The organism is Tsukamurella tyrosinosolvens (genome assembly GCF_900104775.1).
Taxonomy (GTDB): Bacteria; Actinomycetota; Actinomycetes; order Mycobacteriales; family Mycobacteriaceae; genus Tsukamurella; species Tsukamurella tyrosinosolvens.
On sequence record NZ_FNSA01000003.1, the window covers coordinates 4,103,116 to 4,126,322 of the forward strand.

The window sequence follows — 23,207 nt, forward strand, 5'->3', positions numbered from 1 at the left end:
TTCATGGGGTTGAGGAAGGCAGGGCTCGTCGTCGCCGCCGTGATCGCCGCGCTCGTGGTGCTCGCGGGCGGCGTCGTGTGGCTCTCCAGCGCGCACGAGACGCCGCTCACGAAGCACCTGCCCGCCGAGCTGAAGCCGCGCGTCTACCCGGCCGTCTCGACCGCGGGGCTCGATCCCGCGCGTGTGCGGATCCTGGAGAACGTGCGCCGCGAGTTCGACGCGAACCGGCCCGGCACCTACTTCTCCGAGGGCGTCGAGGAGCCCTGGTGCGCCGATTTCGTCTCGACGGTGCTCCGCGATTCCGGCCTCCCGCTGCGCAACCCGAACTCCGGCACGTGGCGCATCCCCGGCGTCTACACGCTCACCGAGTACTTCCAGAAGGCCGGGAAGCTCGAGTCGGCCACCGCGTACCGGCCGCAGCCGGGCGACGTGGTGCTGTACACGCCCGAGCACCCGACGATGCGCCAGCACACCAACTTCGTCGTCGCGGTCTCGGACGACACCGTCACCACCGTCGGCGGCAACCAGGAGGGCGGCATCAGCGCGTGGACGTACCGCCTGACCGACGCCTTCGGACTGGCCGGCTACGGGGTGCCCGCCCGATGACGGTCCTCGACGCACTGCGGGCCCGCCTCGCATCGGGCAGCCTGCCCGGGAAACGCTCCGACGGACTGCGGATCGCCGTGTGCATCGAGGGCGGCGGCTCGCGCTCGGCGTACTCCGCGGGGATGGCGATGGCGGTCGACGAGCTCGGCCTGCTCCCGGCGGTCGACGCGGTGTACGGCACCTCGGGCGGCGGCCTCAACGCGGCGTGGCTGGTCTCGGGCGAGGGCCGGCGCTGGCTGCCGTCATGGGGCTGGGAGGAGGTGTTGGCCGAACGGGTGGTGCACCCGCGCCGCGTGCTGCGCGGCGGCGTCGTCGTGGACACCCGGCATCTGGTGGAGCGGGTCTACTCCGACGTCACCCCGATGAACTTCCCCGCCATCCTCGCCAGCCCGATCACCCTGCACCCCTTGGCCGTCGACGCGCACACCCGCAGGGTCGTCGACCTGGCTCCGTACGTCACCGACGCCGCATCGCTGCGCACCGCACTGCGCGCGACCACCGCGCTTCCTCTGCTCGCCGGGCCACCCGTGCGGCTCGCGGGGCGGGAGTTCCTCGACGGCGGCCTCGCCGAGAAGGTGCCGCTGGCCACGCCCATCGAGCAGGGCGCCACGCACCTGCTGGTGCTGCGCACCGTCGAGGCGGAGGCCGCACCCCGCTCCTCCCGCGCCGAGCAGTGGGTCCTGGACACCTACTTCACCGCCCGGCGGGCCGCGCCCGCTCCGGAGCCGGTGGAACCGGGCGCAGCCGAGGTGCTGCAGGTGTGGGTCCCGCCCGGCAGCCCGGCCGTCGGCCGCCTCTCCAACGACGGTCCGCTGATCTCCCGCGCCGTCGAGATCGGCCGCGACGCCGCGCTCCGTGCCCTCGCCGGGTAGCCCTCAGCCGCCCAGCAGCCGCGCGGCGAGGCGTTCCGCCTGATCCGCTGCGGCGGGGGGCGGTGGATCGCCGGCCACCAAGTACCGCCGCGCGACCGCGAGGGGTAGTTCGTACAGGGCGAAGGCGACGTCGGCGCGCGGGCACTGCGCATTCGCGGCCACTCTGCCGACGATCTCGGCGATCCGCTCCGTCCGCTCGGCGTCGAGCGCCGACCATTCGGCGGCCGCGGTGGGGGGCCATGATTCGACGGCGAAGGCCGGGGGTCCGGCCTGCAGGACGAGCGCCTCGCCGAGGTCGGCGCGGCAGCGCTCCACGATCCACCGCGCGCTCGACGCGGCGTCGGCGGTCGCCGAGAGATCCGCCCAGTTCGCAATGTAGTCCTCGTGGAACCGGCGGACCGTCCGCAGCCAGACGGCGGCGAGCAGCGCGGGACGGTCGGGGAAGAGGTGGTACACGGAACCGCTGGGCGACTTGGACTCCCGTGCGACGGCGGCCACCGTGAGGCCTCGTGTCCCGTCCCGCGCGAAGAGCCGGACGGCGGCGTCGAGCAGCCCGTCCGGATCGTGCAGCCTCGGCCTTCCCATGGCGGCGATCCTATGTTAGACCTTTTGGAGAGATATCACTAAAACAGGAGCGATCATGATCGAATCCAGTGCGGAGTCCCTCGCCCTCGCCGCCGCGGTTCTCGACGCCCAGCCCTTCAACGCCGTGGTCGGCGCCCGGATCACGGCGTTCGGCGGCGGCAACGCCGAACTCGTTCTCGACATCGAGGACCGGCACCGGCAACAGTTCGGCGTCGCCCACGGCGGCGTCCTCGCGTACCTCGCCGACAACGCGCTGACGTTCGCGGCGGGATCCGTCCTCGGCACGGACGTGCTCACCGGCGGCGTGGACGTGAACTACCTCCGCGCGGCCCGAGACGGACGGCTGCGCACCACGGCGACAGTCGTACACCGGGCCCGAACACACGCTGTGACCACCGCCGAGATCTGGCACGAGACCGACGGCGCCGAGCCCCGCCTGTGCGCCATCGCCCGCGGCACCGTCTTCGTCACCGCCCCGGGAGCGTCCCGATGACGGACCCGGACGTGGCACGAGTGGCGGCGCGCACCACAGTGCGCCGCGCGATCCGCACGTCACTGCACTGCGCGATCGCGTCGTGCAACCCCGACGGCTCCCCGCACGTCACCCCCATCGGCTCGATCCTGCTGGATCGGGATGCGCGGTCGGGCATCTACTTCGACGTGTTCAACGCGCGGCTCGCGCGCAATCTCGCACGCGACCCCCGGATCACGGTGCTAGCGGTCGACAGCGGCTCGCTCCGCTGGCTGCGCGCTCTGCTCCGTGGGCGGTTCGAGCAGAGTCCCGGGGTCCAGCTCGTGGGCACGGCCGGCCCGGCCCGGCCCGCGCGCCCCGAGGAGATCACCCGGTTCCGCCGGTTGGTCGGACCGCTCGGCAGGACTCCCGGCGGGCGCGCCTTCTGGTCCGACCTGTCCCGGGTGCGCGACCTCCGCTTCGACGACGCCCGCCCGATCCACCTGGGCCCGATGACGCGTGAGCGACGAGTCAGTCCGCGACGACGGTGCCCTGGTGGAACATCACGGTCCACCGGTTCTCGCGGCGACGCCACACGGTGAGCCGACGGGTGACGCGGTCGCCCTGCGCCAGCGTGTAGGTGAGCAGGTACACGGAGGCGCCCATCGCACGGACCTGGAACTCGCTGGTCTCCCAGTCCGATTCGTCCGGCGGCGCGGCGATCCGCTGGTCGGTCACCGCCCGGACGTGCTCGCGGCTGTACCGCCGGCCCGAGGCACCGACCTCCCAGAAGTCGGGCGCGACCGCGTCGTCGAAGTCGGCGAGCGAGCGCCAGGAGGGGCCGTGGAAGACGGGTTCGCGGCGGCGGAGCTCCGCGAGCACCTCGCGCAGCTCCGGCTCGGTGGTCCGGTCCGGCTCCTCCTCGATCACTTGCCTAAGGCTACCCTCACTGCCAATCGCGGGACCGCGAGGGCACCGACAGGTCCATGCGCTGCAGTCGATCGGCGACGACGGTGACGGCGCCCTCCGCGTTCTGCAGCTTCCCCCGGATCAGCAGCGCGGGCGCCGACTGCGCCAGCCGCCGATACCGCGCCCACAGCCCCTGGCTGCACACCACGTTCACCATGCCGGTCTCGTCCTCGAGGTTGATGAAGGTGACGCCGCCCGCGGTGGCGGGCCGCTGCCGGTGCGTGACGGCCCCGCCCACCAGGACGCGGTCACCGTCGGGCAGCGAGAGGAGGCGGTCGGCCGGGACGACACCGAGACGGTCGAGGGTGGGCCGCAGGAACTCCGTCGGGTACTTGCCGACGGTGACCGACGTGGCCCACACGTCCGCCGCCGCGAGCTCCGTCTCGCTCATGCCGGGCAGGGCGGGCGGCGCGCCCGCGGTGGCGGTACCCGGCAGCCGGTCCGGACGCTCCCGCGCGGCGGCACCCGCCTCCCACAGCGCCTGCCGGCGGTCGCGGCCGAAGCAGTCCAACGCACCGGAGGTGGCGAGCGCCTCCGACTGCGCGACCGTGAGCTCGACCCGAGCCGTGAGATCGGTGAGGCCCGCGTAGGCGCCGCGCGCGTCCCGCTCGTGGGCGATGCGCTCGGCGAGGTCGTCGCCGATGGTGCGGATCGCGGCCAGGCCGAGCCGGACCTCCGCACCCGCGTTCTCCAGATCCGCCCACGGCAGGCTGCGGTTCACGCACGGCCCGTGCACGGTGACGCCGTGCCGTCGCGCGTCGGCGACGAGGGACTGCGGCGAGTAGAAACCCATCGGCTGGGCCCGCAACAGCGCCGCGCAGAAGGCCGCCGGATGGTAGAGCTTGAACCACGAGGAGTAGAAGACCAGCGACGCGAACGACTGCGAATGACTCTCGGGGAAGCCGAAGTTGGCGAAGGCGGCGAGCTTCTCGAAGATCCGGTCGGCCACCTCCCCCTCGATGCCGTGCCGGTGCCGCGCACCGTCGTAGAAGCGCTGCCGCAGCTGCTCCATCTTCTCCGTGGAGCGCTTCGAGCCCATGGCGCGGCGCAGCTGGTCGGCCTCCGCCGGGGAGAAGCCGGCGACGTCGGTGGCGAGTTGCATGAGCTGCTCCTGGAAGAGCGGCACCCCCAGCGTGCGCCGCAGGGCCTTCCACATCGACGGGTGCTCGACGGCCGGCTCCTCCAGCCCGTTGCGGCGGCGGATGTACGGGTGCACCGAACCGCCCTGGATGGGGCCGGGCCGGATGAGCGCGACCTCCACCACCAGGTCGTAGAAGTTCCGCGGTTTCAGGCGCGGCAGCGTGGCCATCTGCGCGCGCGACTCCACCTGGAAGACGCCCACGGAGTCGGCGCGACAGAGCATCTCGTAGACGTTGGCGTCGGCGAGGTCGAGCTGCGCGAAGTCCACGTCGATGCCCTTGTGCTCGGCGAGGAGGTCCTTCGCGTAGTGCAGCGCGCTGAGCATCCCGAGGCCCAGCAGATCGAACTTCACCAGGCCCGCGGCCGCGCAGTCGTCCTTGTCCCACTGCAGCACGCTGCGGTCCTCCATGCGGGCCCACTCGGTGGGGCAGACGTCGGCGATCGGACGGTCGCAGATCACCATGCCGCCCGAGTGGATCCCCAGATGCCGCGGCAGGTCCGCGATCTGCGTCGCCAGCTCGACCACCCGGCCCGGGATCCCCTCGGGCACCGGATCGTTCCGCCACCCCCAGCTGGAGACCTGTTTGCTCCAGGCGTCCTGCTGCCCCTGCGAGTAGCCGAGCGCCCGCGCCGTGTCACGGACCGCGGACCGGCCGCGGTAGGTGATGACGTTGGCGACCTGCGCGGCGTACTCGCGGCCGTACTTCCGGTAGACGAACTGGATCGCCTCCTCCCGGCGATCCGACTCGATGTCGACGTCGATGTCGGGCGGGCCGTCGCGCTCGGGGGCGAGGAAGCGCTCGAAGAGCAGCTGGTTGCGCACCGGGTCCACCGCCGTGATGCCCAGCGCGAAGCAGACGGCCGAGTTGGCGGCGCTGCCGCGGCCCTGGCACAGGATGTCGTTCTCGCGGCAGAAGGTGACGATGCTGTGCACGATGAGGAAGTAGCCCGGGAAGGTGAGCGTCTCGATCACGTTCAGCTCGTGCTCGATCTGCCGGTACGCCTGCGGGTTCCGCTCCGGCGGGCCGTACCGCTCCAGCGCCCCGCGCCGGGTCAGCTCGCGCAGCCAGGTGGCCTCCGTGTGGCCCGACGGGACGTCGAAGGGCGGCAGGTTCGGCGCGATCAGCTTGAGGCTGAAGGCGCACTCGGCGCCGAGCTCGGCGGCGGCCGCGATGGCGCCGGGATGTTCGGGTAGCAGCAGCGCCATCTCGTCGCCCGAGCGCAGGTGCGCGCCGCCCGCGGCGGGGAGCCAGCCGTCGAGTTCGTCGAGGCTGCGGCGGGCGCGGATCGCCGCGAGCGTGGACGCCAGGTGCCGCTGGCCGGGCCGGGCGAAGTGCGCCCCCGTGGTGGCGACGGTGCCCACCCCCATCCGCGCGGCCACGCCGGCGAGGAGATGGTTGCGCTCGTCGTCCTCGGGGACGCCGTGGACGGTGAGCTCCATGCTCACCCGCCCCTCCCCGAAGCGGTCGACGAGCTGCGCGAGGGCGGCGGCGGCACCGTCGGGCCCACCGGCGGCGAGGCCGCGCCGGACCGCGCCCTTGCGGCAGCCGGTGAGGATGTGCCAGTGTCCGCCGGACCATTCGGCGAGGCGGTCCGGGTGGAAACGCAGCAGCCCCTTCTCCCCCGCCTCCATGTGCGCCTCGGCCATCGCGCGCGAGAGGCGGCGGTACCCCTCCTGGCCGCGGGCGAGCACGAGCAGGTGATCGCCCGACGGGTCCTCGGCGCCGGTGCGCATCGCGTCGTGCTCCAGGGACAGCTCCGCCCCGAAGACCGTGGGAACGCCCAGCTCCAGCGCGGCCTCGGCGAACCGGACCACCCCGTAGAAGCCGTTGTGGTCGGTGACCGCGAGGGCCTTCAGGCCGAGCGCGTGGGCCTGCTCGACCATCTCCTCCGGCAGCGCGGCGCCGTCGAGGAAGCTGAACGCGGTGTGCGCGTGCAGCTCCGCATAGGGCACGCGGGAGACCCCGGGACCGCCGCCGGACGGCACGTAGGGCTCGCGCTTGCGGGACCACGCCGGCGAATCGCCACCGTCGCCCGGCGGCTCCTCCGCCCGGCGCACCGGGGCCCGCCCGGAGAGCACCCGCTCCATCTCCGACCAGCTCGGCCCGTTGCTCCATCCCACACCCAGCATTCTACGCTTATATGTTCGATGAATGTTCGACACTCGAACGCTTCACATGCGCCGGACGCTGCCGACACCCGCGAGCGCTGCCACGAACCGGCAGCGTGGACGGAATCCGGCAGCGCGCTGCCGGAACTCACCCGGGCAGCGGGCGATGCCGCGAACACTGTGGCCGCCGCGGCCTGACGGGCTCAGGCCTCGTCGGCGAGACCCGGGGTGACCTTGGAGAGAGCGGCGCGCAGCGCGGTGACGTCGCGCGCCGTGAGGTGGTCGAAGACCAGGCGGCGAACCTCCGCGACGTGCCCGCGGGCGGCACCGTCGAGCGCGGCGAAGCCCTCGTCGGTGAGCTCGGCGTAGGCCGAGCGCCCCTCCGCGCGCCGCACCAGCCAGCCGCGCTCGCCGAGCTTGCGCAGCACGTGCGACAGGCGCGAGGGCGACGAGTTGGCGGCCTCGGCGAGTGCCGACAGGCCGAGCGTGCGGTCGGGCGCCTGCGAGAGCTGCGCGAGCACCATGAACTCGTAGTGGGTGATGCCCGCGTCGGCGCGCAGCTGCGTGTCCAGCTTCGAGGGCAGCCGCATCGCGACGTGGATGAGGGGCAGCCAGGCCGCCATCTCCTCGTCGGACAGCCACCGGGTGTTCCCCGTGTCCACCATCGCCACACCCCCGAACATCACGTCGGGACCCGAGTTTACCGGCTCCGCATTTCGGTGAACGGCGCCTCACCGACGTGGGTACATTGACCGGTATGAGCAGTCCGAGCACCACGCCGGGACCGACCTCCGACGCGGAGATCCCCGTCTACCTGGAGTCCCTCGGCATCCCCGGCCTCGCCGACATCCACGTGCACTTCCTGCCCGAGCCGATGCTGGTCAAGGTGTGGGACTTCTTCGACCGCGCGAGCGCCGAGTACGGCCGCGAGTGGCCCATCCGGTACCGGTTCGACGAGGACACCCGGCTGGAGCTGATCCGCGGCATGGGCGTGACGGCGATCCCCGCGCTCACCTACCCGCACAAGCCCGGGATGGCGGTGTGGCTCAACGAGTGGTGCGCCGAGTTCGCGCGCCGCGTGCCCGACGGCATCCACTGCGCCACGCTCTACCCCGAGCCCGGCGTGGGCGAGTACGTCGCGCAGGCCGTCGCCGACGGTGCGCGGTTGTTCAAGATGCACGTCCAGGTGGGCGTCTTCGCGCCCGACGACCCGCTGCTGGATCCCGCCTGGGAGGTGCTGGCCGCGGCGAGGATCCCGGTGGTGATCCACGCCGGCTCCGGCCCCGTCGAGGGCCCGTACACCGGCCCCGACCGCGTCGGCGAGGTGCTGCGCCGGCACCCCGAGCTGACACTCGTCATCGCGCACCTCGGCATGCCGGAGTACGACCGGTTCGCCGACCTCGCCGAGCGCTTCCCCCACGTGTACCTCGACACCACCATGGCCGCGACCGACTTCACCGAGCGGACCGCCCCGATGCCGCCCGGATACGTCGAGCGGCTCGGCGCGCTCGCCGACAAGGTGGTGTTGGGCAGCGACTTCCCCAACATCCCGTACGAGTACGCGCACCAGCTCTTCGGGCTGGCGCGGCTCGGCCTCGGCGACGAATGGATGCGCAAGGTGCTGTGGCACAACGGCCGCGCCCTGCTGGAGCGCGCGGGCGCCTGAGCACGGGCCGTACGATGGCCCTCATGCAGATCCGGCGCGCCGCGGTGGCGCTGTTCGTCGCGGGGACCCTCGCGGCGTGCGGCGGCGCACCGTCGGCGCCCGAGACCCTGTCGCTCGAGCGGTCCAAGACCGCCTTCGAGCAGGTGGGGATCGACGAGACCCGCGACGACGTGACCGCGCTGGTCTCCACCGCCACCCGCGTCGGCGCGCGGCTCGCGGCGGGCGACCCGCGCGCGGCGAGCACCGCCGTCTCCCCCTGGTCGGTCCTGAGCCTGCTGGGCATGCTCCGAGCCGGGGCGCAGGGCGAGACCGCCGCGCAGCTCGACGGTGCCGGGCTCGGCGCCGCGAAGAACCTCCCGCGGGCGATGGCGGCTCTCACCGGCCAGGCCGCGCAGTGGGCGGGCGATCCGGGCACCGTCCCCACGGGCACACCGCCCGCGTCGCCGCTGTTCCAGTCGCAGGTCGCGCTCCTGACGGCCAAGCAGCCCGAGGACCGGCGCGTCCGGTCCCCGTACCTGGACGCGCTCGCCGCGAGTTACGACACCGGCGTCTACCCGGTGGACTTCGGCCTCGGCGTGGGCGAGCCGCTGGGCGAGTGGGTGGCCGTGAACACCGGCAGCAGCCTCACCGCGGCGCCGCTGCGCACCGACGCCGACACGCGCCTCGCCGCCGCGACGACCGCGTACCTCGCGGCCGCGTGGCGCTTCCCGTTCGACGCCGCCCGGACGCGGCCCGCGCCGTTCACCGCCGCCGACGGCGCCGTTCTCGACCCGCTCACCATGCGCGGCACGGTGCCCGCGCGGGTGGCCGCGGGCGAGGGCTTCACGGCGTTGCAGCTCGACTACGGCACCACGCTCGCACTGCAGATCGTGCTACCCACCCCCGGGACGCCGCTCGCCGACGCGGCGAGCGAGGGCCGGTTCACCGCGGCGCGGATCGCGCTGGCGGGGGCACCGTCGACGCCGCACGAGGTGAGCCTGCCGAAGTGGCGCACCAGCACCTGGACCGGGCTCGCCGATCCGCTCCGGGACGCGGGCCTGACGGCGCTGTTCGCGGGCCCCGGCCTCGACGGCGTGGCCCCGGGATCGCCGTCGCTGGCCGACGCCCGCGCGGCGGCCGTGCTCACCGTCGGAGAGAAGGGCACCGCCACCGACACCGCGACCGCGGCGCCGACCCCGGAGCCCGCGCCGGGCCCCGCGCCCTTCGTGGTGGATCGGGCCTTCGCGTACTCGGTGGTCGACACGGCGACAGGGATGCCCCTGATGATGGGGACGGTCAACCGGCCGGGCGCATAGCCCGCACACCACCTGTTGGTATTGCAAATCCACATTCCTTCCAGCGGTTATCTTTTCACCAAAGTCTCGACTTCACGTTAAGGTTGAGGCATGACCATGAAGCTGACCCGCCCGCTCCGCGCGGCGGCCCGTTCGGCGTGGGCCCTCACGGGCACCGCGCTGCTCGCCGTGCTGATCGCGCTCGTCGCGGGCGGCGCCACCTTCCTCATCGCCGCGGGGACGACTCCGCCCGCGCCGGCCCAGGAGCGGGAGAACGCCGAGAACACGCGCGTCGCCCTCAAAGCCGCCGACGAGTCGCGCGCGCTCTTCGGCCTACTGTCCAACGCCGTGGTCTCCGCCGGGAACGGCCTGAACACCTCGGCCGGCTCGGTCCCGCAGATCTTCGACAGCGTCGACACCGCCAAAACCGGTGCCGAACAGCTGGTCTCGGGCCTCGACGAGGCGTCCTCGCTCTCCGCCGCGCTGGGCCAGGTGAACCGGGCGACCGCCACGCTCACCGGCGCCCTCGAGCGCACGCAGGGACTGCAGCAGGTGGCGGCGGGCACCCGCGCGGCGCTCGTGGCACTGCGCGGACGGCTGATCGAGCACCCGTCGCCCGGATCGGCCGAGGCCGTCGCGCAGCTCGACCGCGCGCTCGCCGGCTCGAAGGGCGTGGGCGCGCTCGACGACGTGGCCGGGATGCGGAGCACGCTCTCGACCATGACGAGCAGCCTGAGCAGCGCGTCCGCCAACGCCGACGCCTCGCTCACCTCCGCCCGCAGCGCCGCCCGGCAACTGCGCGACGGGCTGACCAAGCTGGCCTCGGCGCGCAAGGACGTCAACGCCTCCGTCACCAACCTGACCACCGGTGTGGGACAGCTGAAGACGGCGCTCGGCGCCATCGACGGCCAGCTCGCCCTCACGCAGACCCGGCTGCGGTCCGTGACCAGCGCGCCCGCCCCGGCGCCGGACCCCGGCATCGCGCGGCCACTCGCCTGGGCGCTCGTCGTGGGCGGCGCGGCGGGCACCGTCACCTACCTGGCCGCACTCGCGGTCGCCCATCGTCTGCGCCGCCGGGAGGCGGTCGCCGTGGAGGCGGCGGAGGCCGTCGAAGCCGCGACCGCGGACCTGGCCGAGTCCGATGAGGCCGCCACCGAGGCCACCCCCGCCGAGGAGGTTCCCGCCGCGGGGCACCACCGGGTTCTGCCGCCGGCCGACGAGGCCGCGGGGGACGCCCTCGCGGAGCCCGCCGCGGAGGAGGCACCCGAGGATTCCGAGGGCACGGCGCTCACGCCCGGGAAGCGGGCGAAGCACCGGCGCAACCGGTTCCGGCCCGCCCCGGCGCCGGACACCAACCCGTACCTCTCGGTGGCCTTCTCGGGCAGCGCGGGCTGAGCCGGTCGGCTCCTCTACTCGTACACGCCCTCCACCTCCCAGCCCCCGGCGTACTGCAGTAGCAGGGCCCGGCCGTCGTCGCGGCCCGGCGCGGGCTCGAGCAGCACCTGGGCGCGGGCCCGGGGCTCGGTGGCACCGTCGGCGGCCCACCACCGCTCGTCGACCAGCCACGGCCCCGCCCACCAGCGCAGCGACCAGTCGCGCGAGCCCCACACCAGGTGCGTGGGCTCACCCGTGAAGGCGCCGCGCTCGGTGACCCGCACGGCGGCGCCCGCGGCATCGGTCATCGTGACCGCGGCGCCCGTGACCAGAACCGACGGTGCCGGCTCCGGCATCCGCCCGGGCCACGGCGCGGCCGGATCGCGCTCCGGGACCACCTCGTCGCCCAGCGGCACCCAGGTGACCCGCTCGGCCGGGCCGCGACCGCCGCTGCGCACCCCCATCCGCACCGCCTCGCCGCCGAGCAGGCCCTGCACCCGGACCAGGGCGCGGCGGAACCGGGCGGCACCGTCGGCCTCGTCGCCCCACATGCCCGCCTGCAGCGCGCCGGCGTCGACCACCTCGACGGGTTCGAGCCGCAGCAGGGAGATCGGGGCGCCCGGGCCGCCGTCCCCGTCCCGCTTCGCGGACCGGCCGCCGGTGAGCCAGCCGTCGATCTGCCAGCGCACGCGGTCGGCCGTGCCGTCCGGGGTGAGCGGCTCGGCGCAGCGCCAGATGCGGCTGTGCCGTTCGCCGTTCTCGGCGATCGCGGAGACCTCCAGGCGCAGGCACGCGACGCCGGCCGCGGACAGCTTGCCGTGCAGCTCCGCGGCCAGGGCGCGGCCGGCGAAGGCCGCCGCGTCGACCCGGTCGATCGGCGGGTCGGGCCGCAGCTCCACCTCCAGCCCGGGCGGCAGGGCCGCGGTGGACGGCGGCCGGTCCGGCACCGCGCGGGCCTGCCGGTGCGCGGCGATCGCGTCGGTCCCGAAACGGGTGGCCACATCGGTCGCGGAGAGCGCCGCGAAGGCGCCGACGGTGCGCAGCCCCAGCCGGCGCAGCAGGTCGAGGAGCTCGGTGCGGTCGCCGCCCGCGAGCGCGGGTTCGGCCCCCAGCTGGGCGATGGGCAGCGGGGCGAGGAAGGTCGCCGACTCCCCCGGCGGGACGACGGTGCCGCGGCGGGCCGCCAGGGCCGCGGTGAAGACCTCGTCGGCGATGCCGGCGAGCGACTCCGCGCCCACGGAGGAGGCCGCGTCCACCAGGCGCTCGGCGGCCTGCTCCTCGCCGCCGAAGAAGCGCGCCGCGCCGCGCGCCGGGATCACCACGAGCCCCGGGCGCAGCACCTCGATGAGCGGGATCAGGGCGGCCACCGCGCCGGCCACGGGCTCGAAGAGCCGCGCGTCCCGGCCCTCGTCGGCCTGGGCGACGTGCAGTCCCGGGCAGCGGGCCTGGGATTCGCGGCGCTTCATGCCGCGGCGCACACCGTCGGCCCGGGCGGGGGCGTTGCAGGCGACGACCCGGTTGCCGTGCAGGACGGCGACGGGGCGGTCGGGCGGCAGGTCCGCGTCCGCCGCCGCGGCGGCCGCCGGCCAGTCCGGGCACCACAGCGCGAGGATACGCTGCGCGGTCACTGCGCCGCCGCCCTTCGACGCTGCTCGGCGCCCCAGTGCTGCTCAGCGCCCCGCTGCGGGTTGACGCAGCCGCGGCCGCGGGCGGAGAAGACCAGGTCGATCCCGCGGATCCGGCCGCGGCCCGGCCGGGTGCCGAGGCCGGTGTAGCCCTGCACGCGCGCGCCGAGGTGCAGCGCGGCGCCCTCCCACCGGCCGCCGGTGACCAGCAGTACCGAACCCCGGGAGCGGGCCCGGGCGGCGATGGCCCGGCCGCGACTGGGAGGCACCGCGATGCCGCCCAGCTCGCACAGCACCACGTCGGCACCGTCGAGCAGGATCGAGGCGACGGCCACCGGATCCGCGAGCGGGCCGGCGATGAGCGCGATGCGCTCCGGATCGGCCCCCTGTTCGAGTGCGGCGGCCATGCCGAAGCCGGACACGCCGCACAGCGCGACCCGCGCCCCGGCCCGCGAGACGCCGGCCACCAGCGAGACCGCGAGCGAGCCGGCGCCCGCGACCTCCGCGACCGTGCCGCGGGGCAGGCCGCCGCCCGGCAGCAGCCGGGCGAGTTCCTCGTGCACCGGGAGCACGCCCATGCCGAGCTGCGCCGACTCATCCTGCAGCGGCGCCTCCACGGGCGCCCGCGCCTTCGCCGGACGATGCCTCTCCGGCAGCGCCGCGAGCCGCTTGCGCAGCTCCGCGAGCTTCTCCTCGCGGCCCCCGGCCAATGCCTGAACACGTGCGGACATGTGTCACACCCCTCCCCTACCTTCGGATCCCGCGTCACCGATCAGTGCGGAAGCCGAGCCACGGGGAAGACATGACTAGAACTTCTGTTCGATCTGATCTCAGCGTAGATCCGCGATCCGAACGGCGTCAAGCGCCGAGGTAGGAGAGGTTCCGAACGGGGATGCGGGCAACGCATCACATGATCGCCGCAGGTCAGGGGCAACGTCGGCGGCACGGGCGTCAGCCCGGACAGAACGACGGCGGACCGCCCCGTCGGGGGCGATCCGCCGTCATCGAGCGAGCGGGAGATCAGCCCACGCGGTTCGGATCGTGGTGCGCGGAGGCCGCCGCGACGGGCGACAGGTCCGCGGTCTTCGGGTCGACGGTGGGCGTCTTGGTGATCAGCTTGTGTCCCCACCACAGCCCCAGGAACAGGATCAGCGCGGCGTACGTGGTGAGCAGCAGACTGACGCTGCCTCCCGTGTCGGAATCGGTGACCGCGACGTAGTACTGCCCCGCGACGACCGCGACACACATGAGGAGCGCCACGATCGGACCCGCGGGGTACAGCCACGCCTTGTAGGGCAGCTCGTCGAGCGAGCGCCCCTGCGCGTTCCACGCCCGGCGGAACTTGTAGTGCGCCCACGCGATCCCGATCCAGGTCACGAACCCGGCCACGGACGAGGCCGCGACCAGCACCGTGTACGCGGCACCATCGCCCTTCGGGCCGGCGAGGAAGCACAGGCACCCGATCACGGTGGTCGCCGCCGTGGCGGCGATGGGAACGCCGGCCTTGGTCACCTTGGCGAAGATCTTCGGCGCGTTGCCCTCCACCCCCAGGCCGTACAGCGCGCGCGTGGCGGCGAACAGGCTGGCGTTGCCGGCGGAGAGGATGGCGATGAGGATGACCGCGTTCATGATCGACGCCGCGGCATCGATGCCCGCGAGCTTGAAGACCAGCGTGAACGGCGCCACCGCGACGTTCTCCGCCGAGGCGTCCAGGAGCTCGGGGCTGGTGTACGGGATGAGGAAGGCGATGATCGTCAGCGTGCCGATGTAGAAGACCAGGATCCGGAAGAAGACGGTGCGCACCGCGCGCGGGATGGCGCTCTTCGGCTCGATGGCCTCGCCCGCCGCGACCGCGATCATCTCCGTGCCCTGGAAGGCGAAGCCCGCGATGAGGAAGACCGAGAGCATGCCCAGCGGCCAGTCCACGAAGGGCGCGTCGCCGATGGTCCAGTTGGAGAAGCCGGGAGACGGGCCGTCGCCGACCACGCCCAGCACCATGAGCACGCCGACGATGAGGAAGATCACCACGGCGATCACCTTGATCGACGCGAACCAGAACTCGGCCTCGCCGAAGGCCTTCACCGCGAACAGGTTCAGGGCCAACAGGCCGGCGAGGAAGATCACCGACCAGATCCAGGTGGGCACGTCGGGCAGCCAGAACTTCATGATCAGGCCGGCCGCCACCACCTCCGCGGCCAGCGTGATCGACCAGTTGAACCAGTAGTTCCACCCGGCGGCGAAGCCGAAGGACTTACTGACGAACCGGCTGCCGTACTCCTCGAACGGATTACTGCACGGCATGTACGCCGACATCTCGCCGAGGCTCTGCATGAGGAAGAAGACCATGACGCCCATGAGCGCGTACGCCAGGAGGGCGCCACCGGGGCCGGCCTGGCTGATCGTGGCGCCGGACGCCACGAACAGGCCGGTGCCGATCGCGCCGCCGAGCGCGAGCATGCTGATGTGGCGACTCTGCAGTCCTTGGCGGAGGGAGTCATCGGGGGTGATTCCAAGAGGGCTGGACACCCGATGAGAGTAGCGACCCCGACACCACTCCGGTTAGCATTCGCAGCGTCATGTTCTCCTACGACACCCGATCCGCCCTCGCGAGCGCCGCCGATCTGGTCAACACCGCCCCGGACGCGCGCACGGAGCGCCCCGAGCGCCTGCCCGACGTCGCCGCGCTCCGCGCCTTCGTGGAGCGCTGGGGCTGGACCGGCCCCATCCCGCTGCGCGACGACGAGCTGGATCGCGTGCACGCCGTGCGCCGCGTCCTGCGCGGCCTGTGGGACCTCGCGGGCGACGAGGCCGGCACCGTCGACCTGGTGAACCGGATGCTGCGCGACGCGGCGGTCCTGCCCCAGCTCGTGCGGCACGACGACTGGCCGTACCACCTGCACGGCTGGAACGACGCGACGCCCATCGCGGAGCGCTTCCTCGCCGAGCCCGCGATGGGCATGGTCGACGTGGTCCGCGCGGGTGCCCTCGACCGGCTGCGCCGGTGCGCCGCGCCGGACTGCGCCGGGGTGCTCGTGGACTTCAGCCGCAACAGCTCCCGCCGCTTCTGCGACGACGGATGCAACAACCGCCTGAACGTGGCCGCGTACCGCGCGCGCCGGGCCTGACCCTTAGGATCAACGGCGTGGCGGAATCGACGGGTGCGGGCGGAGCGATCAGGGGCGTTCCCGGGCCCGATTACCTGGTCGCCGGGCGTTACCGCCTGACCTCCAAGATCGGCGGCGGCGGCATGGGCGCCGTGTGGCTCGCGCGCGACGAACGCCTGGACCGCGACGTGGCCGCCAAGCAGGTCATCTCCACCGAGGGCCTCACCCAGGAGGAGGCCGACGAGCTGCGTCGGCGCGCCCTGCACGAGGGCCGGCTCGCGGCCCGGCTGCAGCACCGCAACGCCGTCGCGATGTACGACGTGGCCCTCGACCGCGGCGAGCCCTGGCTGGTGATGGAGTACCTGCCCTCGCGCTCGCTCGCGCAGGTGCTGCACATGACCGGGTCCATGCCCGAGCGGCAGGTCGCGCAGATCGGCGCGCAGATGGCCGACGCCCTCATCGAGGCCCACGAGTCGGGGATCATCCACCGCGACATCAAGCCCGGCAACATCCTCATCGCGAACCGGGGCCGCGCGTCCGGCACCGTCAAGCTCTCGGACTTCGGCATCGCGCGGGCCAAGGGCGACGATGCCGGGCCCACCGGGATCATCACCGGCACGCCCGCCTACTTCGCGCCCGAGGTCGCCCGCGGCACCGAGCCCTCCGAGGCCTCCGACCTGTACTCGCTGGGCGCCACGCTGTACACCGCGCTCGAGGGTGCGCCGCCGTTCGGCGTCGACGAGGACTCGATCGCGCTGCTGCACAAAGTCGCGCTGGGACAGATCAATCCGCCGAAGAACGACGGTCCGCTGATCCGCGTGATCCTGGACATGCTGCAGCCGAGCCCGAAGCGACGTCCCTCGCTCACCGACGCCCGGGACCGGCTCGCCGCGGTCGCGGCGGGCGGCGGCAACCCCGCCGCGATCCTCACCGCCCCGCTGCAGGCGACCGAGGGCGCGCCCGCGGTGTGGCTGCGGCGCACCGCCGGGGAACGCTCGTCGAGCGCCTCCGGGGATCGTGCGGCGACGGCGCGCACGGCATCGTCGGGCCCGATCGAGCGCAAGCGGCCCATCCCGCCCGCACCACGGCCCAGCACCTACGTGCCGCCGCCCGTGGCGCCGCCGTCGGGGATGTCGAACACCGTGCTCGCGGTGTGGATCATCGGCGGCTTCATCGTGCTCGCCGCGATCATCGCCGGCGTCATCATCGCGCTGGGCTGAGCCCCGCTCCGGTCAGTCCGCGAGGTGGCGCGTGTGCGCCCAGCGTGTGAGGGCGTTGCGGTTGCTCTGCTGCGTCTTGCGGAGCACGTTCGAGGCGTGCGTCTCGACGGTCTTGACCGAGATGAACAGGTCCTCGGCGATCTCCCGGTAGGTGTAGCCGCGGGCCAGCAGGCGCAGGACCTCGAGTTCGCGCGGGGTGAGCGAGTCCAGCTCCGGGTCGAGTGCCGGCTCAGGCACGGGCGAGCGGCCCGTGAAGGAGTCCAGCACGAAGCCGGCGAGCCGCGGCGAGAAGACCGCGTCGCCCTCCGCGACGCGGCGCACCGCATCGGCCAGCTCCTCCCCCGAGATCGTCTTGGTGACGTAGCCGCGGGCGCCGGCGCGAATCGTGGCGATCACGTCCTCCGCGGCGTCGGAGACGCTGAGCGCGAGGAAGACCGGTGCCTTCTCCAGCTTCGCGCGGGGCGCGCCGTCGGTGACGCCGCGCAGCACGGCGACGCCGCCGCCGTCGGGCATGTGCACGTCCAGCAGCACCACATCGGGGCCCGTGGAGAGGATCCCCGCCACGGCCTCGCCGACGGTGCCGGCCTCGCCCACCACCTCGATGGAATCCTCACGGGCCAGTTCGGCGCGCACGCCGGACCGGAACACGCCGTGATCGTCGACCAGGAACACCCGGTAGCTCACGCACTCTCCTCCGCTGTCTCCGGCGCGACCGTCTCGTCGCCCTCGGCGAGCCTCGCCATCGACAGCCGCACCTCGGTGCCCCGGCCCGGGGCGGTGCGGACCGCGACGCTGCCGCCGCGGCGCTCCATCCGGGACCGGATCGACTTGGCCAGGCCCTGCCGGTCCGACGGTACCCCGTCCGGGTCGAATCCGACGCCGCGGTCGCGGACGAAGACGGAGACCGCGGCGTCGTCGACCTCCGCGTAGGTGTCGATGCTCTCGCAGCCGGAGTGCTTGGCGGCGTTCACCATCGCCTCCTTCGCGGCGCCGAGCAGGGCGGTGAACCGGTCGTCGACGCCGAGCTCGGCGCCCTCGACGTCGCCGACGGTGATGACGTCGACCGCCACCGAGTGCGCGTCCTCGACGTCGGCCGCCGCGGCCTTGAGCGCCGCCGCGAGCGACTGGGCGGGCGCCTCGGAGCCGCCGAACAGCCACTCGCGGAGTTCGCGCTCCTGGCTGCGGGCCAGCCGCTTGACGGCGGCACCGTCGGCGGATTGCTTCTGGATGAGGGCGAGCGTCTGCAGCACGGAATCGTGCAGGTGCGAGGCGATCTCCTCGCGCTCGATCGTGCGGACCCGGGCGGCGCGCTCGGCGCCGAGGTCGCGCCACATGCGCACCCAGATCGGCACGGTGAGCAGCGCGACGCCCACCAGGGTGAGCACGACGGCGGCGAGCGCCGTCGGGAGCGCGGCCACGTCGACGCGGCCCAGGAAGACCACGGCCAGGCCGACGACCACGAGCGTGGCGCCGCCCAGCACGCGCAGCCAGGTGATGAGCCGGGAGCCGCCCGGCGTGGACGCCGGTGTCCGCGAAGCGGAATCCGCCTCCCGCCAGACGAGGGCCGCGCCGATCCCGATGACGAGGACCGGGACCACGAAACCGGCGCTGGTGTTGCTCGCGACCGACGCGAGGGTCGCCGCGCCCACCACGCCGAGGACGGCCAGCGCGAGGCCCTGGCGGCGCTCGGCCGGGTCGGGGTGCTCGGTATCGGTGCCCGGGCGGCACATGAACCACAGCAGCGCGTACATGACCACGCCCGCGCCGAGCAGCGCGAGCAGGGTGAAGGCGATGCGGACCTTGGTGGCGTCGACGCCGAGATGGTCGGCGATGCCGCCGCACACGCCGCCGATCACCGCGCCGCCGTTGCGGCGGTGCATCCGGGGGTACGACGGTGCCGGCGCCGGCTGCGCCGGGGGCGGTACGACGGCGGGCCGGGCGACGGCGGGCGCGGGCGCGCGGAGATCGGCGGCCGGGCCCGGTTCGGCGCCCTGTTGCCACCCCTGCTGCCAGTTCTGCCAGCCCTGCTGCCACGCCTGCTGGCGAGCCTGGTGCCGCGCCCACCGGCGCTCTGCTCGTCTGCTCATGATCCCTCGATGGTGGCACGGATCCTCGCCCGCGGGTATCGGGGAAGCCCCTGAAAGATCACCCCTCACCCCGAGGCGCGGCGCCGCGATTTCAGGGTAGATCCCGATGGACCGGGGCGGCCGCGGCCCGCAGGATCGAAGGCATGGATACGACAACCCTCTCCAGCCAGCTCCGGCAGATGTGGGAGACCAGGCCGCTCCGGGCCCGCAACGCGCCGATCGCCGGCGTGTGCACGGGCTTCGCGCGCCGCTACCAGGTGGACGTCGCGCTGGTCCGCGCGGCGTTCATCGGGGCGACGGTGCTCGGTGGACTCGGTTTCGTCGCCTACATCGTCGGCCTCTTCGTGCTCCCCAAGGAGTCCGAGTACGCCTACGGCACCCCCGTGCAGCGCTCCGGCCCGCCCACCATCGTCCTCATCATCGCGGCGGTGCTCGCGGTGACCTTCGGCGGCGGCATGAGCTCCTCGTGGCCCGGCGCCGGATTCATCAGCCTCGCCCTGCTCCTCGCGGGCTGGTACGCGCTGCACCAGCGCCTGCCCGTGCCCCCGCCCGGCACCGCGGTCTCCGCGCGGCTCGCGCCGCCGGCCCCCGTCGGGGCCTGGCAGCCGCCCGCGGCGCAGTTCCCGTGGCAGCCCGTGTGGACGCCGCCCGCCGGCACGGACCCGACGACGCCGCAGGCCGCCGCCCCGGAGCAGGCGACCGAAGGGCCCGCGGGCCCGAGCGCGCAGACGCCGCCGGCCGCGGCACCGTCGGAGCCCCTCAACCTGCAGAAGGCACCGGCGCCCGAACAGGCCCCGCGCGTGCAGACGCAGACCACCGAGGAGATCCACCCGCCCCGCTGGGATCCGTTGGGCGCCGCGCCCTTCGCGTGGGACCTGCCCGAGCCGGCGGCGTCGAACGCCCCGGTCCCGGTGGAGCCCAAGCGTCGCACCCGGATCACGCCCGTGACGCTCGGCATCGCGCTGCTCACGGCCGCGGCGATCGCCACCGTCAACCTCGTTCTCGGCGTGTCGATCTCGCCCGTCGTCGCCGCCGCCATCGTGCTCGGCGTGGTGGGCACCGGCCTCGTCGCCGGCGCCTTCCGCCGCGGCGGTTACGGCCTGCTCGCCGTCGCGATCCCCCTGGCGGGCTTCGTGATCGTGGGCACCATGGCGCAGAACGTGATGAGCGGCTTCGCCGATGCTCCGCGCGGCGACCGGAACTTCACCGTCGCCGATCCGAACGCCCTGCAGGAGCAGTACATCCTGCAGGCGGGCTCGCTGAAGCTCGACCTGCGGCAGCTCACCCTGGACCACGACCGCACCCTGACCACTCGAGTGGGCTTGGGCGAGACCAAGATCCAGGTACCGGAGGGCATGAACGTGAAGGTGCGCTGCACCGTCACCGTGGGTGACGCGCAGTGCCCCGACGGCCTGAACGCGACGCCGAAGCCCGGAGCCCCGACCCTGACGATCGACGCCCAGAGCAACATGGGCAGTGTGGAGGTGGACCGTGTCCGCTGAGAAGACCACGGCCGGTAGGACATCGGCCTCGCCCGCGCTCCTCGTCGCCGGCATCGCCGCCCTCGCGATCGCCGCCTGGGGCATCGTCGGAGGCCCCCGCCTCATCGACGCCGGCACCCTGCTCGGGATCCTCGCGATCGGCGCCGTCGTCGTGGCGGGGGTGACCCTGATCAGGCCGCGAAGAGGCTCCGATTCCGCGCCGCCCACTGCGCCAGGCTCATCGCCGGACGACCACTGAGATCCTCCACCAGCGAGTTCGCCTCCTGCCGATACCGGCGGGAGGCGTCTTGCAGGTCCAGGTACCAGCCGGCCATGTCGCCCATCTCGGGCCGCAGCGCCTCCTCGGCCTCCTCGCGGCTGATCTGCTCGAAGCCGACCTCGCGGCCGATGCCCTCGCCGATCTGCGCGGCCATCTCGACCCGGGTCAGGAAGCTCGGGCCGGTGAGCTCGTAGACCTTCCCGACGTGCGCGGCACGGTCCTCGGCCGTGAGCAGCGCCGCCGCGACCGCGGCGATGTCGTCCATCGAGATCGGCGCGCTGCCCGCGTCCGGATAGGGCTCCCGGACGACGCCCGTCGCGACCTGCCCCGCCCAGCCCGCGAAATTCTCCATGAACTCGCCCGGGCCCAGCACGGTGACGTCGAGGCCGCTCGCGAGGATGACGTCGGTCAACGCCTGCCAGTGCGCGCTGCCCGAGGTGGCGACCACGTACTCGACGCCCGCGTCCTCGGCCCGGCGCAGCACCTCGGCCGCCGTGGGCTCGTACGGCGCGAGGTACATCCCCGTCACGCCCTCGAAGGCGCCGTCGAGCGTCTCCGGCTTGCCGATGAAGCCTCTGAAGGCCTCCACCCCGCTCGGCAGCGCCGCCTTCGCGGGGTTGGTGGTGAGCGCCCGGATGTCCGCGACACCCCTCGCCACCAGCTCGTCGACCACTTTCCGCCCGATGTTGCCCGTTGCACCCGTCACCAGAATCGTCATGGCGTCGACGGTACCGGCGGCACCGGTCAGATCGTGACCGCTATTCCCACTCGATGGTCCCCGGCGGCTTGCTCGTCACGTCGAGCACCACGCGGTTGACCTCTTCGACCTCGTTGGTGATGCGGGTCGAGATGATCTCGAGGGTCTCGTACGGCACGCGCGTCCAGTCCGCGGTCATCGCGTCCTCGGAGCTGACGGGGCGCAGCACGATCGGGTGGCCGTAGGTGCGGCCGTCGCCCTGCACGCCCACGCTGCGGACGTCGGCGAGCAGCACGACCGGGCACTGCCAGATGGTGCCGTCGAGGCCCGCGGCGGTGAGCTCCTCGCGGGCGATCGCATCGGCCTTGCGCAGCAGGTCGAGGCGGTCCTTGGTGACCTCGCCGACGATGCGGATCGCCAGGCCGGGCCCGGGGAAGGGCTGGCGGCCGACGATCTCCTCCGGCAGGCCCAGCTCGCGGCCGACCGCGCGGACCTCGTCCTTGAACAGCAGGCGCAGGGGCTCGACGAGGGTGAACTCGAGGTCCTCCGGCAGGCCGCCCACGTTGTGATGGCTCTTGATGTTCGCCGTGCCGGCGCCGCCGCCCGACTCCACCACGTCGGGGTAGAGCGTGCCCTGGACGAGGAAGTCGATGGTGTGGCCCTCGGCCGCCCGCGCGCCCAGCGCTTCGGAGACGACGTCCTCGAACGAGCGGATGAACTCGCGCCCGATGATCTTGCGCTTCTCCTCGGGGTCAGAGACGCCCTTGAGGTGCCCGAGGAAGGTGTCCTCCGCGTCGACGGTGATCAGGCGCGCGCCCGTCGCCTCGACGAAGTCCTGCTGCACCTGCTCGCGCTCGCCCTGCCGCAGCAGGCCGTGATCGACGAAGACGCAGGTGAGGCGGTCGCCGATGGCCTTCTGCACCAGCGCCGCCGCGACGGCCGAGTCGACGCCGCCGGACAGCGCGCACAGCGCGAGGCCGTCACCGACCTGGGCGCGGACGTCCTCGATGAGCTGCTCGGCGATGTTCGCCGCGGTCCAGGTGGGCTTCAGCCCCGCGATCTCGTAGAGGAAGCGCGTGAGCACCTCCTGGCCGTGCGGGCTGTGCAGCACCTCGGGGTGGTACTGGACACCCGCCATCCGCTTACCGACGTTCTCGAACGCGGCGACCGGGGCGCCGGGCGTCGACGCCACCGTCGAGAAGCCCTCGGGCGCGACCTGCACGGCGTCGTTGTGGCTCATCCACACCGGCTGTTCGGCCGGAAGCCCCACGTGCAGGACACCGTCGCCCTGGGGAGTGAGGGTGGTGCGCCCGAACTCGCGCCCGCCCGTGTTGGCGACGGTGCCGCCGAGTGCCCGGGCCATCATCTGGAAGCCGTAGCAGATGCCGAACACCGGGACGCCGAGGTCGAAGACCGCGGGATCGAGGCTCGGGGCGTCCTCCGCGTACACCGACGCGGGGCCGCCCGACAGCACGATGGCGGCGGGGCTCTTGGCGCGCACCTCCTCGGCGGTGATGGTGTGCGGCACCACCTCCGAGTAGATCCGCGCCTCGCGGACGCGGCGCGCGATCAGCTGCGCGTACTGCGCGCCGAAGTCGACGACCAGAACGGGGTTGGGTGAGGAGTCCGTCACCCGGCTCAGTCTAGTCGCGGTCGGCGCCGCGCT

The 23,207-nt window shown here is 73.5% G+C and carries 22 protein-coding genes; 11 read left to right on the forward strand and 11 right to left on the reverse strand.

The genetic code is table 11. The features are described from left to right. Positions 1 to 3: 3 nt before the first annotated feature. Together BLW32_RS22285 and BLW32_RS22290 are read left to right on the forward strand one after the other, a co-directional pair. The gene (locus BLW32_RS22285; protein WP_068741608.1) at positions 4 to 606 is read left to right on the forward strand and encodes a CHAP domain-containing protein; all 603 of its coding nucleotides are present in this window, start codon (positions 4 to 6) and stop codon (positions 604 to 606) included. Next, a complete protein-coding gene (locus BLW32_RS22290; protein WP_068741607.1) occupies positions 603 to 1,478 on the forward strand; it encodes a patatin-like phospholipase family protein in 876 nt (291 codons plus the stop codon). The genes BLW32_RS22285 and BLW32_RS22290 overlap by 4 nt, the downstream gene beginning before the upstream one ends. Positions 1,479 to 1,481: 3 nt before the next feature. Here the strand turns inward: BLW32_RS22290 and BLW32_RS22295 are convergent, their stop codons facing one another. Further along, on the reverse strand, positions 1,482 to 2,063 hold the full coding sequence (locus tag BLW32_RS22295; RefSeq protein ID WP_068522478.1) for a TetR/AcrR family transcriptional regulator: 582 nt from the start codon (positions 2,061 to 2,063) through the stop codon (positions 1,482 to 1,484). A gap of 55 nt (positions 2,064 to 2,118) precedes the next feature. On the opposite strand from BLW32_RS22295, the gene BLW32_RS22300 reads away from it, so the two are divergent. Both BLW32_RS22300 and BLW32_RS22305 read left to right on the forward strand, forming a co-directional pair. After that, positions 2,119 to 2,556 (forward strand): PaaI family thioesterase, encoded by a 438-nt coding sequence (locus tag BLW32_RS22300; protein ID WP_068741606.1) that lies wholly within the window; start codon positions 2,119 to 2,121, stop codon positions 2,554 to 2,556. Next, a complete protein-coding gene (locus BLW32_RS22305) occupies positions 2,553 to 3,116 on the forward strand; it encodes a pyridoxamine 5'-phosphate oxidase family protein (protein WP_082791387.1) in 564 nt (187 codons plus the stop codon). Before BLW32_RS22300 ends, BLW32_RS22305 begins: the two co-directional genes overlap by 4 nt. Here BLW32_RS22305 and BLW32_RS22310 read toward each other — a convergent pair. From BLW32_RS22310 to BLW32_RS22320, 3 genes are all read right to left on the reverse strand, one after another. Further along, positions 3,046 to 3,444, reverse strand: coding sequence for a nuclear transport factor 2 family protein (locus tag BLW32_RS22310; protein WP_068741605.1), 399 nt, complete (start codon positions 3,442 to 3,444; stop codon positions 3,046 to 3,048). The genes BLW32_RS22305 and BLW32_RS22310 overlap by 71 nt on opposite strands. Before the next feature lie 16 nt (positions 3,445 to 3,460). Continuing rightward, positions 3,461 to 6,745, reverse strand: coding sequence for an error-prone DNA polymerase (locus BLW32_RS22315; RefSeq protein WP_068741674.1), 3,285 nt, complete (start codon positions 6,743 to 6,745; stop codon positions 3,461 to 3,463). A 191-nt stretch (positions 6,746 to 6,936) separates the two neighbouring features. After that, a complete protein-coding gene (locus BLW32_RS22320) occupies positions 6,937 to 7,398 on the reverse strand; it encodes a MarR family winged helix-turn-helix transcriptional regulator (protein ID WP_068523270.1) in 462 nt (153 codons plus the stop codon). A gap of 92 nt (positions 7,399 to 7,490) precedes the next feature. Here BLW32_RS22320 and BLW32_RS22325 point away from each other — a divergent pair, with 92 nt between their 5' ends. The 3 genes from BLW32_RS22325 (at position 7,491) to BLW32_RS22335 (ending at position 11,068) form a co-directional block, all read left to right on the forward strand. Beyond that, positions 7,491 to 8,399: an amidohydrolase family protein gene (locus BLW32_RS22325; RefSeq protein ID WP_068741604.1), complete on the forward strand. Its 909-nt coding sequence runs from the start codon at positions 7,491 to 7,493 to the stop codon at positions 8,397 to 8,399. Between the two features lie 23 nt (positions 8,400 to 8,422). Continuing rightward, complete coding sequence (locus BLW32_RS22330) at positions 8,423 to 9,694, forward strand: serpin family protein (protein WP_068741603.1); 1,272 nt, start codon at positions 8,423 to 8,425, stop codon at positions 9,692 to 9,694. A 90-nt stretch (positions 9,695 to 9,784) separates the two neighbouring features. Further along, the gene (locus tag BLW32_RS22335; protein ID WP_068741602.1) at positions 9,785 to 11,068 is read left to right on the forward strand and encodes a hypothetical protein; all 1,284 of its coding nucleotides are present in this window, start codon (positions 9,785 to 9,787) and stop codon (positions 11,066 to 11,068) included. A 14-nt stretch (positions 11,069 to 11,082) separates the two neighbouring features. Here BLW32_RS22335 and BLW32_RS22340 read toward each other — a convergent pair whose 3' ends face one another. The 3 genes from BLW32_RS22340 to BLW32_RS22350 form a co-directional block, all read right to left on the reverse strand. Next, complete coding sequence (locus tag BLW32_RS22340) at positions 11,083 to 12,675, reverse strand: DNA polymerase Y family protein (protein WP_068741601.1); 1,593 nt, start codon at positions 12,673 to 12,675, stop codon at positions 11,083 to 11,085. Beyond that, on the reverse strand, positions 12,672 to 13,403 hold the full coding sequence (imuA', locus tag BLW32_RS22345; protein WP_139286288.1) for a DnaE2-dependent mutagenesis accessory factor ImuA': 732 nt from the start codon (positions 13,401 to 13,403) through the stop codon (positions 12,672 to 12,674). The genes BLW32_RS22340 and imuA' overlap by 4 nt, the downstream gene beginning before the upstream one ends. Positions 13,404 to 13,692: 289 nt before the next feature. Further along, positions 13,693 to 15,198 (reverse strand): amino acid permease, encoded by a 1,506-nt coding sequence (locus BLW32_RS22350; RefSeq protein ID WP_068522497.1) that lies wholly within the window; start codon positions 15,196 to 15,198, stop codon positions 13,693 to 13,695. Positions 15,199 to 15,248: 50 nt separating this feature from the next. On the opposite strand from BLW32_RS22350, the gene BLW32_RS22355 reads away from it, so the two are divergent. Then, a complete protein-coding gene (locus tag BLW32_RS22355) occupies positions 15,249 to 15,797 on the forward strand; it encodes a CGNR zinc finger domain-containing protein (protein ID WP_068522499.1) in 549 nt (182 codons plus the stop codon). Between the two features lie 17 nt (positions 15,798 to 15,814). After that, positions 15,815 to 16,996 (forward strand): serine/threonine-protein kinase, encoded by a 1,182-nt coding sequence (locus BLW32_RS22360; RefSeq protein WP_068741599.1) that lies wholly within the window; start codon positions 15,815 to 15,817, stop codon positions 16,994 to 16,996. 12 nt (positions 16,997 to 17,008) lie between these two features. On the opposite strand, the gene BLW32_RS22365 is transcribed toward BLW32_RS22360, so the two are convergent. Beyond that, positions 17,009 to 17,680 carry a LuxR C-terminal-related transcriptional regulator gene (locus BLW32_RS22365; RefSeq protein WP_068522503.1) on the reverse strand — a complete coding sequence of 224 codons (672 nt, stop codon included), beginning with the start codon at positions 17,678 to 17,680 and terminating at the stop codon, positions 17,009 to 17,011. After that, a complete protein-coding gene (locus BLW32_RS22370) occupies positions 17,677 to 19,083 on the reverse strand; it encodes an ATP-binding protein (protein ID WP_074850791.1) in 1,407 nt (468 codons plus the stop codon). The genes BLW32_RS22365 and BLW32_RS22370 overlap by 4 nt, the downstream gene beginning before the upstream one ends. A 143-nt stretch (positions 19,084 to 19,226) precedes the next feature. On the opposite strand from BLW32_RS22370, the gene BLW32_RS22375 reads away from it, so the two are divergent. Together BLW32_RS22375 and BLW32_RS22380 are read left to right on the forward strand one after the other, a co-directional pair. Next, positions 19,227 to 20,585 carry a PspC domain-containing protein gene (locus tag BLW32_RS22375; RefSeq protein WP_082791384.1) on the forward strand — a complete coding sequence of 453 codons (1,359 nt, stop codon included), beginning with the start codon at positions 19,227 to 19,229 and terminating at the stop codon, positions 20,583 to 20,585. Further along, the gene (locus tag BLW32_RS22380; protein ID WP_074850793.1) at positions 20,575 to 20,823 is read left to right on the forward strand and encodes a hypothetical protein; all 249 of its coding nucleotides are present in this window, start codon (positions 20,575 to 20,577) and stop codon (positions 20,821 to 20,823) included. The genes BLW32_RS22375 and BLW32_RS22380 overlap by 11 nt, the downstream gene beginning before the upstream one ends. On the opposite strand, the gene BLW32_RS22385 is transcribed toward BLW32_RS22380, so the two are convergent. Continuing rightward, a complete protein-coding gene (locus BLW32_RS22385; protein WP_068741598.1) occupies positions 20,756 to 21,562 on the reverse strand; it encodes an SDR family oxidoreductase in 807 nt (268 codons plus the stop codon). The two genes, BLW32_RS22380 and BLW32_RS22385, sit on opposite strands and share 68 nt — an antisense overlap. 40 nt (positions 21,563 to 21,602) lie before the next feature. Beyond that, positions 21,603 to 23,174 carry a glutamine-hydrolyzing GMP synthase gene (gene guaA / locus BLW32_RS22390; RefSeq protein WP_068741597.1) on the reverse strand — a complete coding sequence of 524 codons (1,572 nt, stop codon included), beginning with the start codon at positions 23,172 to 23,174 and terminating at the stop codon, positions 21,603 to 21,605. Positions 23,175 to 23,207 lie beyond the last annotated feature (33 nt).

Bases quoted from the DNA above. Each gene is read 5' to 3' on its own strand.
- BLW32_RS22285 (WP_068741608.1), top strand. From the start codon at position 4: ATGGGGTTGAGGAAGGCAGGGCTCGTCGTCGCCGCCGTGATCGCCGCG.
- BLW32_RS22290 (WP_068741607.1), top strand. From the start codon at position 603: ATGACGGTCCTCGACGCACTGCGGGCCCGCCTCGCATCGGGCAGCCTG.
- BLW32_RS22295 (WP_068522478.1), bottom strand. From the start codon at position 2,063: ATGGGAAGGCCGAGGCTGCACGATCCGGACGGGCTGCTCGACGCCGCC.
- BLW32_RS22300 (WP_068741606.1), top strand. From the start codon at position 2,119: ATGATCGAATCCAGTGCGGAGTCCCTCGCCCTCGCCGCCGCGGTTCTC.
- BLW32_RS22305 (WP_082791387.1), top strand. From the start codon at position 2,553: ATGACGGACCCGGACGTGGCACGAGTGGCGGCGCGCACCACAGTGCGC.
- BLW32_RS22320 (WP_068523270.1), bottom strand. From the start codon at position 7,398: ATGGTGGACACGGGGAACACCCGGTGGCTGTCCGACGAGGAGATGGCG.
- BLW32_RS22325 (WP_068741604.1), top strand. From the start codon at position 7,491: ATGAGCAGTCCGAGCACCACGCCGGGACCGACCTCCGACGCGGAGATC.
- BLW32_RS22330 (WP_068741603.1), top strand. From the start codon at position 8,423: ATGCAGATCCGGCGCGCCGCGGTGGCGCTGTTCGTCGCGGGGACCCTC.
- BLW32_RS22335 (WP_068741602.1), top strand. From the start codon at position 9,785: ATGACCATGAAGCTGACCCGCCCGCTCCGCGCGGCGGCCCGTTCGGCG.
- imuA' (WP_139286288.1), bottom strand. From the start codon at position 13,403: ATGTCCGCACGTGTTCAGGCATTGGCCGGGGGCCGCGAGGAGAAGCTC.
- BLW32_RS22355 (WP_068522499.1), top strand. From the start codon at position 15,249: ATGTTCTCCTACGACACCCGATCCGCCCTCGCGAGCGCCGCCGATCTG.
- BLW32_RS22370 (WP_074850791.1), bottom strand. From the start codon at position 19,083: ATGAGCAGACGAGCAGAGCGCCGGTGGGCGCGGCACCAGGCTCGCCAG.
- BLW32_RS22375 (WP_082791384.1), top strand. From the start codon at position 19,227: ATGGATACGACAACCCTCTCCAGCCAGCTCCGGCAGATGTGGGAGACC.
- BLW32_RS22385 (WP_068741598.1), bottom strand. From the start codon at position 21,562: ATGACGATTCTGGTGACGGGTGCAACGGGCAACATCGGGCGGAAAGTG.